Origin of the sequence: Polaromonas sp. UBA4122 (assembly GCA_002381615.1) — a bacterium.
GTDB lineage: Bacteria > Pseudomonadota > Gammaproteobacteria > Burkholderiales > Burkholderiaceae_C > Polaromonas.
The window spans coordinates 1-14,233 of sequence record DFWY01000117.1 but is presented as its reverse complement, the minus strand read 5'-3'; the positions used below and the strand labels follow the sequence as shown (position 1 = coordinate 14,233).

At 59.8% G+C, this 14,233-nt stretch carries 10 protein-coding genes; 7 read left to right on the top strand and 3 right to left on the bottom strand.

What is annotated here, in order from left to right; all coding sequences use genetic code 11:
• Positions 1-16 precede the first annotated feature (16 nt).
• Entirely contained in the window at positions 17-1,186 is a 1,170-nt protein-coding gene (locus B3F77_RS15070) for an ABC transporter substrate-binding protein (RefSeq protein ID WP_293605737.1), read from the bottom strand.
• A 385-nt stretch (positions 1,187-1,571) separates the two neighbouring features.
• Between B3F77_RS15070 and icmF the strand changes: the two genes are divergently transcribed.
• Both icmF and B3F77_RS15060 read left to right on the top strand, forming a co-directional pair.
• Positions 1,572-4,961, top strand: a complete 3,390-nt coding sequence (gene icmF, locus B3F77_RS15065; RefSeq protein WP_293605736.1) for a fused isobutyryl-CoA mutase/GTPase IcmF — start codon at positions 1,572-1,574, stop codon at positions 4,959-4,961.
• A gap of 73 nt (positions 4,962-5,034) precedes the next feature.
• Positions 5,035-5,685: a c-type cytochrome gene (locus tag B3F77_RS15060; protein ID WP_293605735.1), complete on the top strand. Its 651-nt coding sequence runs from the start codon at positions 5,035-5,037 to the stop codon at positions 5,683-5,685.
• Between the two features lie 279 nt (positions 5,686-5,964).
• Here the strand turns inward: B3F77_RS15060 and B3F77_RS15055 are convergent, their stop codons facing one another.
• Positions 5,965-6,129 (bottom strand): hypothetical protein, encoded by a 165-nt coding sequence (locus B3F77_RS15055; protein ID WP_197028543.1) that lies wholly within the window; start codon positions 6,127-6,129, stop codon positions 5,965-5,967.
• 95 nt (positions 6,130-6,224) lie between these two features.
• Positions 6,225-7,295, bottom strand: a complete 1,071-nt coding sequence (locus B3F77_RS15050; RefSeq protein ID WP_293605734.1) for a DUF6352 family protein — start codon at positions 7,293-7,295, stop codon at positions 6,225-6,227.
• A 403-nt stretch (positions 7,296-7,698) separates the two neighbouring features.
• Here B3F77_RS15050 and B3F77_RS15045 point away from each other — a divergent pair, with 403 nt between their 5' ends.
• The 5 genes from B3F77_RS15045 to B3F77_RS15025 all read left to right on the top strand — a co-directional run bounded on the left by B3F77_RS15045 (position 7,699) and on the right by B3F77_RS15025 (position 14,205).
• Positions 7,699-9,906, top strand: coding sequence for a DUF6600 domain-containing protein (locus B3F77_RS15045; protein ID WP_293605733.1), 2,208 nt, complete (start codon positions 7,699-7,701; stop codon positions 9,904-9,906).
• Positions 9,907-10,275: 369 nt separating this feature from the next.
• Positions 10,276-11,049: an ABC transporter ATP-binding protein gene (locus B3F77_RS15040; protein WP_293605738.1), complete on the top strand. Its 774-nt coding sequence runs from the start codon at positions 10,276-10,278 to the stop codon at positions 11,047-11,049.
• Positions 11,050-11,153: 104 nt separating this feature from the next.
• Complete coding sequence (locus tag B3F77_RS15035) at positions 11,154-11,858, top strand: ABC transporter ATP-binding protein (RefSeq protein ID WP_293605732.1); 705 nt, start codon at positions 11,154-11,156, stop codon at positions 11,856-11,858.
• A gap of 66 nt (positions 11,859-11,924) precedes the next feature.
• Positions 11,925-13,118: an ABC transporter substrate-binding protein gene (locus tag B3F77_RS15030; RefSeq protein ID WP_293605731.1), complete on the top strand. Its 1,194-nt coding sequence runs from the start codon at positions 11,925-11,927 to the stop codon at positions 13,116-13,118.
• A gap of 202 nt (positions 13,119-13,320) precedes the next feature.
• Positions 13,321-14,205: a branched-chain amino acid ABC transporter permease gene (locus B3F77_RS15025; RefSeq protein ID WP_293605730.1), complete on the top strand. Its 885-nt coding sequence runs from the start codon at positions 13,321-13,323 to the stop codon at positions 14,203-14,205.
• The last annotated feature ends 28 nt before the right edge of the window (positions 14,206-14,233 follow it).

Below are 14,233 nucleotides of genomic sequence, written 5' to 3'. Positions count from 1 at the left end.
CTCGGCCTTGAGGCTTTTACTTTGTCTGCGTGGCGCGCACCACGCGACTATTCTTGACCTCACCCATCACTGGAATGCTGGCGCCAATCGCTTCGTGATTGGTTTTGCTGAACGGCTTGTCATAAGTCATCACCACGCCTTCGACCTTGGTGTTGAGGTTTTCCAGCGCCTCACGGATCTTCGGTCCTTCGGTGCTGTTGGCCTGCTTGATAGCCGCTGCCAGCAGGTAGATGGAGTCATAGCCCTGGGCCGCCGACACCGGTGAATCGATGCGGTTGTTCTTGGGTTTGAAGGTCTTCAGGTAATCGTCGATGAAGGCCTTGCGCTTGGGGGTGCTGGCCTCCTGGATGAAGGTTTGCGGCATGCGGGCGCCTTCACCACCAGGGCCGGCGTTGTCGATGAAATTGGCCATCGACAAGGTCCAACTGCCGATCATGGGTACCTTCCAGCCCAGCTTGGTCATACCGTTGGCAATCTGCGCCAGTTCGGGACCAATGCCGTAGGTCAGCACGACTTCTGCGCCGGCTTCCTTGGCCTTGAGCAACTGCGCGGTCATGTCCACATCCTTGATGTTGAACTTTTCTTCAGCAACCGGGGTAACGCCCTTGGCTTTCAGTGCTTTCTCAAGATCTTCGCGTCCCAGTTGGCCGTAGTTGGTCGAGTCAGCCAGGATGGCGACCTTTTTGAAGCCCCGGCGGGTAATCGCTTCTTCCACGATCATCGGCGCCTGAATATTGTCAGCGGCCGCGTTGCGGAAGACGTAGTTGTCGGGATCTTTCGGGAACTGGTTCGTGACGATCGAGCCGGTGGCCACGTTGTTCATCACAGGGATCTTGGCCTCCTGGAAGAAGCGCTGCGATGCCAGCGACACGCCAGTGTTGATGTAGCCAACGACTGCAGTGACTTTTTCCTTGTTGATCAACTCCTGGGCGATCTGCACACCGCGCTCATTCTTGGCCTCGTCATCGCGCTCGATGATTTGCAGCTTGCGGCCCAACACACCGCCGGACTTGTTGATTTCCGTGACGGCGAGCCTGACGCCGTCACGCATGCTGACGCCCATGGAGGATGATCCGCCCGTGAAGGGACCATCGACACCGATCTTGATCGGGTCGGCCGCAGCGGCCATGCCGGCAATGCTCAAAACAGCTGACGCAACGGCCAGTTTTACGAAACGAATAGTCATGTTGTCTCCATAATGGTAATTAAATTCGGTGTACGCGCTGGTTAACGCGACAACGCCACTTTGGCTCTTGCACGCCATGGGTGAACGTGTAATCTATCCGACTTGCCTGTATCTTTCTATTAGTGTTTTCCGCAAATTGACAGAAATAGGCGTCAAAAGGCGATGAACTTTTTTAAATTTCCGCCAAAAATATTTCACATGCAATTGCACGGTGCTCCAGAGCGCAAAAATCCAAGGGTTAACCCGGCATCAAAGTCTTAAAAAACAAAGCTGTTTTGCCTGAAACGCAAAAGTTTTTGTCCAGCTTTAATTGACGTTTACGTAAACGTAATATCATGCTGCTCTGGCATCCCATCGGTGCCCATTGCCACAGCCGAGAAAACCCATGACCGACCTGTCCGCAGAGTACCAAGCGCTCGCCAATTACCGCCCCACGCACAAGGTGCGCTTCATCACCGCTGCCAGCCTGTTTGACGGTCACGATGCCGCCATCAACATCATGCGGCGCATTTTGCAAAGCATGGGCGCCGAAGTGATTCACCTGGGCCACAACCGCAGCGTGGACGAGGTTGTGACGGCCGCCTTGCAGGAGGACGCGCAGGGCATTGCCATCAGCTCCTACCAGGGTGGGCATGTGGAGTACTTCAAGTACATGGTGGACTTGCTGAAAAGCCGCGGTGGCGAACACATCCAGGTGTTTGGCGGCGGCGGCGGCGTGATCGTGCCGCCGGAAATCCGCGAGTTGCATGCCTACGGCGTCGCACGCATCTATAGCCCCGAAGACGGCCAGAAAATGGGGCTGGCCGGGATGATTGGCGAGATGGTGATGCGTTGCGACAAGGACCTGACCGGCTTTGCGCCCAAAGACATTCAGGCGATTGTTGGCCATGGTGAAATGAACTGGCGGGCGCTGGCACAGCTCATTACCGCGCTGGAAAATAACAAGGCCGATGAGACGCTAGTGCAGGAGGTACGGGCGCAGGCTGCTACCAAAAAGATACCGGTTCTGGGCATCACGGGCACCGGCGGTGCGGGCAAGTCATCACTCACCGACGAGTTAATCCGACGCCTGCGTCTTGACCAGGGCGACCAGTTGCGCGTAGCCCTCATCAGCATCGACCCCTCACGCCGCAAGAGCGGCGGCGCCTTACTGGGCGACCGCATCCGCATGAACGCAATCAACCCCTGGAATTCACAGGCCCCCACGCTTGTCGCTTCGCATACTGCGCTGCCCCCCGAGGGGGCTGAACTTGCTTGGGGCGGCCCGGCGCTGCGTTCGCTGGTCTCCGGCGGTCAACGTGTTTTCATGCGATCACTGGCAACGCGTGACTTTGGCTCGGAAATCAGCAAGGCGCTTCCGGATGTGATTGCCGCCTGCAAGTGCGCCGGTTTTGACCTGATCGTGGTTGAAACCTCCGGCATTGGTCAGGGCGACGCCGCCATCGTGCCGCACGTGGATGTTCCCATGTATGTCATGACGCCCGAATTCGGCGCCGCCAGCCAGCTCGAAAAAATTGACATGCTGGACTTTGCAGAATTCGTCGCCATCAACAAGTTTGATCGCAAGGGCTCGCTCGATGCGCTGCGTGATGTTTCCAAGCAGGTGCAGCGCAACAAGGAGGCCTGGACCACCCCGGCCGACCAAATGCCGGTGTTCGGCACCATAGCTGCACGCTTCAACGATGACGGTGTCACCGCGCTGTACCAGGCCTTAAAGCCACGTCTGGCGGAGCTGGGCCTGCCGCTGTCTGAGGGTTCCCTGCCCAAGATCGATGTGCACCACAGCACCAACCAGACGCCGGTGGTGCCCGCTGCTCGCACGCGCTACCTCGCCGAAATTTCCGACACGGTACGCAACTACAAAAAGCGTGGCCATGCGCAGGCCATGCTGGCCCGCGAAATTCAGCAGTTGAGTGAGACCGCCCGCATGCTGCACGATGACGACGCGACCCGCGACGGCGCCAAAACCACCGTGCTGAGGCTGGCCCAGGAGCGTGAGCAACAGCAAGACCCGGCCGCCAGAAAACTGCTGGCCCAGTGGCCTGAAATGCAGAAAGCCTACGCCGGTGATGAATACGTGGTGAAAATCCGCGACAAGGAAATACGCACGGCACTGACCAGCAAATCCCTCTCGGGCACGACCATTCGCAAAGTCAGCCTGCCCAAGTACGAAGACCACGGTGAAATTCTCAAGTGGCTCATCCTGGACAACGTGCCGGGCAGCTACCCCTACACCGCCGGCACCTTCGCCTTTAAGCGCGAGGGCGAAGACCCCACCCGCATGTTTGCCGGTGAAGGCGATCCTTTTCGCACCAACACGCGCTTTAAATTACTCAGCGAAGGCATGGCCGCCAAACGCCTGTCTACCGCGTTTGACTCCGTCACCCTGTATGGCAACGACCCGCATGTGCGCCCCGATATTTACGGCAAAGTGGGCAACTCGGGGGTCTCCATTGCCACGCTGGACGATATGAAGGTGCTGTATGGAGGCTTTGATTTGTGCAACCCCAGCACTTCGGTGAGCATGACCATCAACGGGCCCGCGCCCAGCATTCTGGCCATGTTCATGAACACGGCCATCGACCAGAACCTGGAAAAGTTCAAGGCCGACAATGGCCGCGAACCCACCGACACGGAAAGCCAGAAGATCAGGGAGTGGGTGCTAGAAAACGTGCGCGGCACGGTGCAGGCCGACATCCTGAAAGAAGACCAGGGCCAGAACACCTGCATCTTCTCGACCGAGTTCAGCCTGAAGGTGATGGGCGACATTGCCGAGTACTTTGTGCACAACCGCGTGCGCAATTTCTACAGCGTCTCCATCAGCGGCTACCACATTGCCGAAGCTGGCGCCAACCCGATTTCGCAACTGGCCTTCACGCTGTCCAACGGCTTTACCTTTGTCGAAGCCTATCTGGCGCGCGGCATGCATATTGACGACTTCGCGCCCAACCTTTCCTTCTTCTTCAGCAACGGCATGGACCCCGAATACACCGTGATGGGCCGCGTTGCGCGCCGCATCTGGGCCGTGGCCATGAAAGAGAAATACGGGGCCAACGAGCGCAGTCAGAAACTGAAGTACCACATCCAGACCTCGGGCCGCAGCCTGCACGCGCAGGAAATCCAGTTCAACGACATCCGCACCACGCTGCAGGCGCTGATCGCCATTTACGACAACTGCAACAGCCTGCACACCAACGCCTTTGACGAGGCCATCACCACGCCCACCGAAGAGTCGGTGCGCCGCGCCATGGCGATTCAGCTCATCATCAACCGTGAATGGGGGCTGGCCAAAAACGAAAACCCGTCACAGGGTGCTTTCATCATCGAAGAGCTGACCGAACTGCTGGAGGAAGCCGTGCTGACCGAGTTTGAGCGCATCTCCGAGCGCGGCGGCGTACTCGGCGCGATGGAAACGGGTTATCAGCGCGGACGGATTCAAGACGAATCCATGCACTATGAAATGCTCAAGCACACTGGCGAGCTGCCCATCATCGGCGTCAATACCTTCCGCAATCCGCATGGCGACGCCGTCCAGGACAAGCTGGAACTGGCACGCTCCACCGATGAAGAAAAGCAGAGCCAGCTGACCCGGCTACAAGACTTCCACACCCGTCACGCAAACGAAGCACCGGCGCAACTCAAACGCCTGCAACAGGCGGTGATCGACAACCGGAATGTGTTTGAGGTACTGATGGATGCGGTGCGTGTCTGCTCGCTGGGGCAGATCACCAATGCCCTGTTTGAGGTGGGCGGGCAGTATCGGCGCAATATGTAAATAGGCTGCCTTCCCATGACCTAAAATACCCCTTTCAATATATAGGGTAATCACCATGGCAAAGCGGATTCCGGTGGCACTGGCCACCGTGCTGGTTTCAATGTTCGCCGCTTTCCCAGCCATCGGCCAGCCCAGCAACCCTCCTGCTACGGCCGGGGTGGATTTGAAAGCGCGGCTCACGGAAGCCGAGAAAAATCCACGCCAGCTTGAGTTGAACATCAAGGCGGGAAGCAAGGTCGCGACCTTCTGCGCCAACTGCCATGGCGAAGGTGGCAACAGCGTGAAGCCCGATGTTCCCAATCTGGCAGGGCAGAACGCCTCCTATCTTCTGGAGCAGATGCGCCAATTCAGCGACGGACGGCGTCACACCAGTGAGTTCAAGCAAAGATTGATCAAGATCCTCAGCCCCGACGAGAAGGTCAGTCTCAACATTTTCTATTCACGCCAGGATGTCATCTACAAGCCTTCGGCGGACCACGCGCTGGTCATGAAAGGCAAGGTCCTATACAGCGATAATTGCGCGGATTGCCATCACGACGACGGTCGTGGTACTGAAAAGTATGCGCGCGTTGCCGGGCAACAAACCGGATACCTGACCCTGTCGCTCAAGGGCTACCGGAATGGCTCACACGCGCGAATCAACCACCAGATGGCAGACAGCGTCCGGGATATGACAGACGCAGATATCGCAGCGGTCGTGGCCTATGTTTCGTCCATGAAATAGGAGCTTCAGTTCACCCACCGGCACGGACTGGTTTCAGAGCAATTCAAGCGCCTGCAACAGACCGCGATCCGCTACCGGACTGTGTTTGAGGTACTGATGGATGCGGTGCGTGTGTGCTCGCTGGGGCAGATCACCAACGCTCTATTTGAAGTGGGCGGGCAGTATCGGCGCAACATGTAAGCGTGGCCAAGGTCAAAAAAAAGAACACCCGGGCGCAATTGGCCCCGGTGTTCAGTTGATATAAGCGGCAGAGCACAAGCGGCTCCGGCCGATGCGGGATTAACCGCCTTTTTTGGGACGCTTGCCAGGGTTCTTCTTGTTGCGGGTTGACGTGCCGCGTTCAAGGCTGATCTTCTGGCCGCGGCCAGAAGTAAGGGTGTAGCCTTTGGGGGGTACTGGCTTTGGGGCACAGATGTCGGCTTCGACTCTGATTTTTTTGGGCATGGGAGACTCCGGTTAAAAATGCTTTAACTTGCAATTTTAAGCCACACCGCGCCTGCCCCCATGCCCTTTGGGACGGTACTCCACAATTCACAGCACTACACGGACCTGCACAGCGGCAAATTCACCAGCAAATTCTGCGGCTTCAGCCTGACCACGCCTTCCGCATTCATCATGAGCCCCAGATAAACCGGCTTGCCCGCGACATCGGCACGCATCTCCAGCGGGTTGGCAAAGTCCAGCCGAAACAAGCTGACCAGGCGCTGCATGCGGTCAGGCTCAACCTCCCTGCCCTCGTACAAATCGTTGAGCAGCGCCGTCGCTTCCAGATCCAGCCCGACATGCCAGCGCCAGCCGTCATCATCGACTTTTTGCAGCGGCCTGATGGTGACGGCGATACCGAGGAAATGGTGCACCCACTTTTGCAGCACGCTCGCCAGCGCCTTGAGCCCGGAGCGGGCGCGGGTCATGGTGAAGACCAGGCCGTGGCTCAGGTCGTTGGTGACTTCGTGCGTCAGGTCGAGTAAAAACCTGTGCCGCCCGGCTTGCTGCCAGTAGTCGGGCGCATTGTCATCGCTCAGCACCTGCAGGTTGAGGGTGCGCAGGGGCGCCTGGGCTTCAGCCAGAAAGCGCCCGAAGTCGCCCAGGCCGCCGTTCACATTGAGCATGTCAATCACTTCACGGTCGCCGCTCAGCACCTGGCCGCCCTCCGTGCTGATGCGCTGGCTGCGAAACAGCATTTCACCAGCGCGCACCTCGTAGGCATCTGTCGAATCATCAAGCAGCTTGTGCGTGATGGCCTGGGCCAGCAGATCAATGAAGAGCGGCGCTATGTCGATGCGGCCGGTGCCATCGCGGGGGAACAAACTCAGGTAATAAGCCTCCAGAGTGCCGGCCGCGAGCAGGCCATCGCGAAAGCGCAGAAACAGCGTAAAGCTTTCACGGGCATCGGCATCTTGCAGCACCTGCAATTCACCGGACGTAACAGGCCTTGAAGGAGAATCCGTCAACGCGGCATGCAGGGCCCGCTCGGCCTGGCAGGACTCGGGCACCGGGGCCAGTTCGGGCCGGGCCAGAAAAAGCCGCAAGTAGTCGTTGCTCGGTTTCAGCCAGCCGCGTTCGTCGCGCTGGAGTGAGCTAAAGCCGCTGGAGGGCCAGAAATTTTGCATGGGCGCAATCGTCTCACAGGGCGAGGGGTGTTCCAGGGCCAATTCAATGCGCTCTTGTTTTAATAGCTGCTTGTTCCCGTCCTGCTTGGGCTAGAGTCATATTTTGTTATTAACTTGGCTTGCAGGCTGCTTGCGGGGCCATGGCACGCCTTACATCCTGTTTCATGGCGCCACCAAATGGCGCAATCTTTACCGGCGGTTCGCAATCCATCCACCTTCTCGCGCGTTGTTCTGGCTAGGGTCATACTTATATTATCAAGTCAAGGGCCAATAGCCCAAGCCATGGGCCACGGGCACCATTCGGACCCGCAACGACAGGAAGAGAGCGTGCAACATGACAACATCACCCGCTGGTTTATCAAGCCTGCGTTTCCGGTTTTCACATTCTTACTGGTATTTCCTTGTGCTTATCGCCGTTTCGCTGCTGGCGCTGCTGCAGCCCGCGGCATGGGCGCAGGAGCCTGTCCAGCAAGGCGCGCCCCTGGACCCACCCGGCCGCGTCGCACGGCTCAACCTCACTGAAGGCGCGGTGAGCTTTGCGCCCGCCGACACCTCCGGGTTCGCCGACCGCAATGCCTGGACCCCCGCCGCGCTGAACCGGCCCCTGACCAGCGGCGACCGATTGTGGACAGGCCCGCGCGCTCGCTCGGAACTGCACATTGGGTCAACCGCAGTGCGCATGAGCGAGCAGACCAGCCTGGATTTTTTGGCGCTGGACGACAACGTGGCCCAGCTGCGCCTGGCGCAAGGCACCCTCCAGCTGCGCGTGCGCGCCCTGTTTGAGGGCCAGCGCCTGGAGGTTGACACGCCCAATCTGGCTTTCGTCATTTCACAGCCGGGCGACTACCGGCTGGACGTCAACCCGGCCAGCAACACCACACGGGTGGTGGCGCAGTCGGGCGGCGGCGTCATTTACGGCGACAGCGGCGCGGCGGTGAATCTGGGCAGCCTGCAACAGGCCAACTACACCGGCACACAGCTGACCCCTGCAGCACCGGGCGCGGCGTGGCAAGACAGCTTTGATGCCTGGACTGCCGCTAGAGACCGGAGCGAAGACCAGTCGGTATCGGCGCGCTATGTACCGCGCGAAACCATCGGTTACCAGCAGCTTGACAGCTATGGCGACTGGAGCCAGGATCCGACCTACGGCGCCGTCTGGCTGCCACGCGCCGTGCCCGTGAACTGGGCGCCCTACCGCGTGGGCCACTGGAGCTGGATATCGCCCTGGGGCTGGACCTGGGTTGACGACGCCCCTTGGGGGTTTGCACCGTTTCACTATGGGCGCTGGGCCCAGATCGGCCCGCGCTGGGCCTGGGTGCCGGGGCGGCTGGCGCCGCGCCCGGTGTATGCCCCGGCGCTGGTCGCCTTTGTGGGTGGTAGCAGTGGCGGCGTGAACTGGAGTATCTCGATAGGATCGGGGGGAACGCCACAGCCCAGCTTAGGCTGGTTTCCGCTGGCACCGGGCGAAGCCTTCAGGCCGGCCTACCGGGTGAGCCCGCGCTACGTCACCGAGGTGAACCACAACATCGTGGTCAACAACACGGTCAACGTGACCAACATCTACCGTTACCAGCGCGAGCCCGCAGCCGTCACTGCGGTAACTCGTGACGACTTTGCGCGCGGCCAGCCCGTACGCGGCAACCAGCACCTCCTGAGCGCCACTGATCTGAGGCGTGCCCAGGTGGTGGTGGAACACAGCACGATTCCGCAGCGCGCTGATGTGCGCGAACGGCCAAGGCCTGTTCCAGCAGCCGCGCTGCCACCCGCCGCAGCGATAACGCGACCAGTGGTGGGCAGTCGGGATGAGCCGCGCGCTGCGCGGCCGGACAACAAGGACCGCAATGCCCGAGCTCAGCCGCCCCTGCCTGCAGCGCCTGTGACGCCCAGGACGGGGGCGCAGCCGCCTGCCGCAAAGCCTGGTCTGGCCACGCCGCCTGCCCTGCACCCAGTGCCTGCTCCCGCACAAGACCGCAGCGCCATTGATGCCGAACAACGGGCCCGGCGCGAGCAGCAACAGCAGCAATTGCAACGTGACCAAGCGCGCCAGCAAGGTGAGCTGACACGGCAGCAGACACAACGCGATCAGCAGCTTCGGCAAAATGAAGAGTCGCTGAGGCAGCGCGCATTGCAGGAGCAGGCCCAGAAAAACGGCAGCGCACCCCCGATAAACCCGGATGCACGGGCCGCAGCGGAGCGCAATTCGGCCCTGAAGGCACAACAAGCACAACAGGCTCAGCAGGCGCAACAGCAGCTCCAGCGTCAGCAAACGGAGCTGATCCGCCAGCAGCAGGAGCAACGCCGGCAAAGCGAAGAGTCACAGCGCCAGCGCGCACTGAGTGAGCAGGCGCAAAAGCAGCAGGTGCTGGATCAGGCGGCGCAGGCACGCCAGCAGCAGGCACAACAACAGCAACGTGCCCAGCAAGACCAGCAGCGCCAGGCCCGTGAACAGCAGCAGCGGCAGCAGCTGGAGCAGAGCAAGAAACAAGAGCAGGAACAGCAGATGAAGCGGCGGGCAGACGCCGCCAATGCGCCGGCCCCCCGACCGGAGGGCGCCGCCAGCGCACCGGTCCCCCGGCCGAAGGGCGAACCCAACCGTAACCGGGAACCGTGACCCTGCCTCACAGCCCATCCGCACGAATGCCCTCCGGACGCTATATTATTGATAGCTAGCTATGACCGTACAACGGGATCTATAGCTTTTTTTACTCTAAATCCGGGGGTGCTGGCCGCGCCGACGCAGTGACTGGAACGCGACGCCGCACAAGGTGCCTTTACCGCAAAGACACCTCGTTCGCCAAGCCGCTGTTGCGAAGGCTCAGGGTGGCCCCTACCGCAAAACTACCTAAGGGTCTTACCCGGTATCGCCACCCTACCCGGATGGCTAGGATCACTATCTGTGCTTCATGGGACCTGTGCCTGCGCGTCCATGGGCGAGGCATGCCAGCCTGTGAATTCAACCCACCACCCGCCGGAGAGCAATTTGTCTGTGGAGTTCATTCTCGAAACACGAGGGCTGACCAAGGAATTCAAGGGATTCGTCGCCGTCAACCACGTGGACCTTAAAGTTCAGCGCGGGCACATTCACGCGCTGATCGGGCCCAACGGCGCCGGCAAAACGACCTTTTTCAACCTGCTGACCAAATTCCTGACGCCCACGCGCGGCAGCATTGTTTACAACGGCAAGGACATCACCTTTGAAAAGCCCGCCCAAACAGCGCGGCTCGGCATTGTGCGGTCTTTCCAGATCTCAGCTGTTTTCCCGCACATGACGGTGCTTGAAAACGTGCGCGCAGCGCTGCAGCGCAATCTGGGCACCTCGTTTCATTTCTGGAAGGCCGAAGACACCCTGTTTCACCTGCACGACCGCGCCCGCGCCCTGCTGGCTGAAGTGGACCTGAGCGACTTTGCCGATGAGGTGACGGTGAACCTGCCCTACGGCCGCAAGCGTGCTCTGGAGTTGGCCACCACGCTGGCGCTGGAGCCGGAACTGATGCTGCTGGACGAGCCCACCCAGGGCATGGGCCACGAAGACGTGGCCCGCGTGACCCAGCTGATCAAGAAGGTCTCGACAGGCCGCACTATTTTGATGGTCGAACACAACATGAACGTGGTGTCGTCGATTGCCGACCGCATCACGGTGCTGCAACGCGGCGCCATCATTGCCGATGGCCCCTACGCAGAGGTGTCGAAAAACCCGCTGGTGATTGAAGCCTACATGGGCACCGTCGACACCGAACTGCAGGGAGCGCACTGAAGCCATGACCCCCACGCTTTTCACTTTGTGTCATTCGCTGCCCCCCGAGGGCGCTAATTTTTCTAGGGGCGGCCCGTCGAAAAATTTTATAAGTGAAGCTTCGGATGTCTAAGGAACTGCTCCGCATTGAAGACCTGCACGCCTGGTATGGTGAGTCGCACATCCTGCATGGCGTGAACCTGACGGTGAACGAGGGTGAAGTGGTGACACTGCTGGGCCGCAACGGTGCCGGTCGCACCACCACCCTGCGCGCCATTGTCGGCATGACCGGTGCCCGCAAAGGTTCCATCCGGATCAATGGAGAAGAGGCCATCAGGCTGGCGCCGCACAAGGTGGCCCGGCTAGGCGTGGGCTATTGCCCTGAAGAGCGCGGCATTTTCGCCAGCCTGTCGGCCGAAGAAAACCTGATGCTGCCGCCCACCATTGCCCCTGGCGGCATGAGCATTGCCGAGATTTACGCTATGTTTCCCAACCTGAAGGAACGTGCCAACAGCCCCGGCACACGCCTGTCTGGCGGCGAGCAGCAGATGCTGGCCGTGGCGCGCATTTTGCGCACCGGCGCGCGGCTCCTGCTGCTCGATGAAATCTCCGAAGGCCTGGCACCCGTTATCGTGCAGAAGCTGGCCGAAATGATTCTGGCCCTGAAAGCCAAGGGCTACACCATCGTGCTGGTCGAGCAGAACTTCCGTTTTGCCGCGCCGCTGGCCGACCGCTTCTATGTCATGGAACACGGCCAAATCGTCAAACAGTTTGCGCAAGATCAGCTGTCCCAAAACATGGGCATGCTGCAGGAGTATTTGGGGGTCTAGGCGGTTCACGCTGCCGGCCCCGTTTTTGTTTTCCCTTGAACTCATAACCTTAACCAGGAGATATCCATGAAACTTAAAGCACTTGTCGCCGCGCTGGCCATCGGCTTCGGCGCCGCCGCCTCCGCACAGAGCACCGGTCCGGTCAAGATCGGCTTTATCACCGACATGTCCAGCCTGTACGCCGACATCGACGGCCCGGCTGGTGGCGAAATGGTCAAGTGGGCCGTGCAGGACTTCGGCGGCAAGGTGCTGAACCGCCCCATCGAGGTGCTGACCGCCGACCACCAGAACAAGGCCGACGTGGCCAGTTCCAAAGCCCGCGAATGGATTGACAAGGACGGTCTGGCCATGCTGATTGGCGGCACCAACTCCGGCACGTCGCTGGCCATGGCCAAAGTGGCTGCCGAGAAAAAGCGCCCTTTCATTTCCATCGGTGCCGGCTCTGCCCGCCTGACCAATGAAGACTGCACCCCTTACACCGTGCACTATGCCTATGACACGGTGGCGCTGGCCAAAGTGGCAGGCACGGCCCTGGTCAAGGCCGGCAACAAAAGCTGGTACTTCCTGACGGCGGACTACGCTTTCGGCCATTCCCTTGAGAACGACGCTGCCAACGTCGTGAAAGCCAATGGCGGTACCGTTGTGGGTGCCGTGCGCCATCCGCTCAATGCGTCTGACTTCTCGTCCTTCCTGCTGCAGGCCCAGTCTTCCAAGGCACAGATCCTGGCGCTGGCCAACGCCGGCGGCGATTTCACCAATGCCATGAAGGCCGCCAAGGAATTCGGCATCACCAAAACCATGAAGGTTGCCGGTCTGCTGGTGTTCATCAACGACGTGCACAGCCTGGGCCTGGCCAATACCGAAGGCCTGCAACTGGCCGACAGCTGGTACTGGAACCAGGATGACGCTTCACGCAAATTTGCCAAGCGCTTTTTCGACAAATACAAGCGCATGCCTTCAAGCCTGCAGGCCGCCGACTACTCGGCCGCAACCAACTACCTGAAAGCCGTGCAGATCGCCGGCACCACGGACGCCGACAAGGTGATGAGCACGCTGAAAACCATGAAAATTGACGACTTCTACAACAAAGGTCAGATCCGTGCCGACGGCCGCATGATTCACGACATGTATCTGTTCCAGGTCAAAGGCCCCAAAGAGTCGAGCACACCATGGGACTACTACAAAACCGTGGCAAAGGTTCCGGGCGTTCAGGCCTTCACGACGGTGGCCGAGTCCAAGTGCTCGCTGATCAAAAAGTAAGATGATTTTCCAGGTGGCCGTTCGCGTCTGCGGCCGGCCACTTTTTTTGTATTCTCAAGGCATGAACCCAGAAACGCCAGTTGCCCGCTTATTGACCGCTGGCAAGACCGCATGACCACACACTTATTCGCTCACGCACGAGCTCACCTTTTGGGTGAGAGCGCGTCCAACTGCCGCTTCTAGGTTCAACTGACGGGCCTCCATGGAAATTTTCGGTATTCCCCTTCAAGCTTTTCTGGCCCAGCTGCTGCTGGGCCTGGTCAATGGCGCGTTTTATGCCATGCTCAGTCTGGGACTGGCGGTCATCTTTGGCCTGTTGGGCATCGTGAACTTCGCGCACGGAGCGCTCTACATGCTGGGCGCTTTCGCCGCCTGGATCATGCTCGACAAGTTCGGCATCAATTACTGGTATGCGCTGGTGCTGGCGCCCCTCACAGTGGGCGCGCTCGGCGTGGTGATTGAGCGCCTGTTTCTAAGGCACCTGTACAAGCTCGATCCGCTGTATGGGCTGCTGCTGACCTTTGGCCTTGCGCTGATAGCGGAAGGCATTTTCCGCGAGCTGTATGGCGTGTCGGGCCAAAATTACGATGTACCGGAACTGCTTTCCGGCGCAACCAATCTCGGCTTCATGGTCCTGCCGAATTACCGGGCCTGGGTGGTGCTGGTGTCGCTGGTGGTCTGCCTGGGCACGTGGTTTCTCATCGAACGTACACGGTTGGGTGCCTACCTGCGCGCCGGCACCGAAAACTCGGCGCTGGTGCAGGCCTTTGGCATCAACGTTCCGCTCATGGTCATGCTGACTTACGGTGCTGGCGCTGCGCTGGCCGCGTTGGCAGGCGTGCTGGCCGCCCCCATCATCCAGGTCAATCCCCTGATGGGCTCCAACCTCATCATCGTGGTATTTGCCGTGGTGGTAATCGGCGGCATGGGCTCAATTCTGGGTTCGGTGCTTACCGGTTTGGCACTGGGGCTGGTTGAAGGCATGACCCGCGTTTTTTACCCCGAAGCGTCCAACATTGTGGTGTTTGTGATCATGGTCATCGTGCTCATGGTCAAACCGGCCGGCCTCTTTGGCAAGGAGGCATGAATATGGCCCCCACGCTTTTCACTTCGTG

Bases quoted from the DNA above. Each gene is read 5' to 3' on its own strand.
- B3F77_RS15025 (WP_293605730.1), top strand. From the start codon at position 13,321: ATGGAAATTTTCGGTATTCCCCTTCAAGCTTTTCTGGCCCAGCTGCTG.
- icmF (WP_293605736.1), top strand. From the start codon at position 1,572: ATGACCGACCTGTCCGCAGAGTACCAAGCGCTCGCCAATTACCGCCCC.
- B3F77_RS15050 (WP_293605734.1), bottom strand. From the start codon at position 7,295: ATGCAAAATTTCTGGCCCTCCAGCGGCTTTAGCTCACTCCAGCGCGAC.
- B3F77_RS15055 (WP_197028543.1), bottom strand. From the start codon at position 6,129: ATGCCCAAAAAAATCAGAGTCGAAGCCGACATCTGTGCCCCAAAGCCA.
- B3F77_RS15035 (WP_293605732.1), top strand. From the start codon at position 11,154: ATGTCTAAGGAACTGCTCCGCATTGAAGACCTGCACGCCTGGTATGGT.
- B3F77_RS15030 (WP_293605731.1), top strand. From the start codon at position 11,925: ATGAAACTTAAAGCACTTGTCGCCGCGCTGGCCATCGGCTTCGGCGCC.
- B3F77_RS15070 (WP_293605737.1), bottom strand. From the start codon at position 1,186: ATGACTATTCGTTTCGTAAAACTGGCCGTTGCGTCAGCTGTTTTGAGC.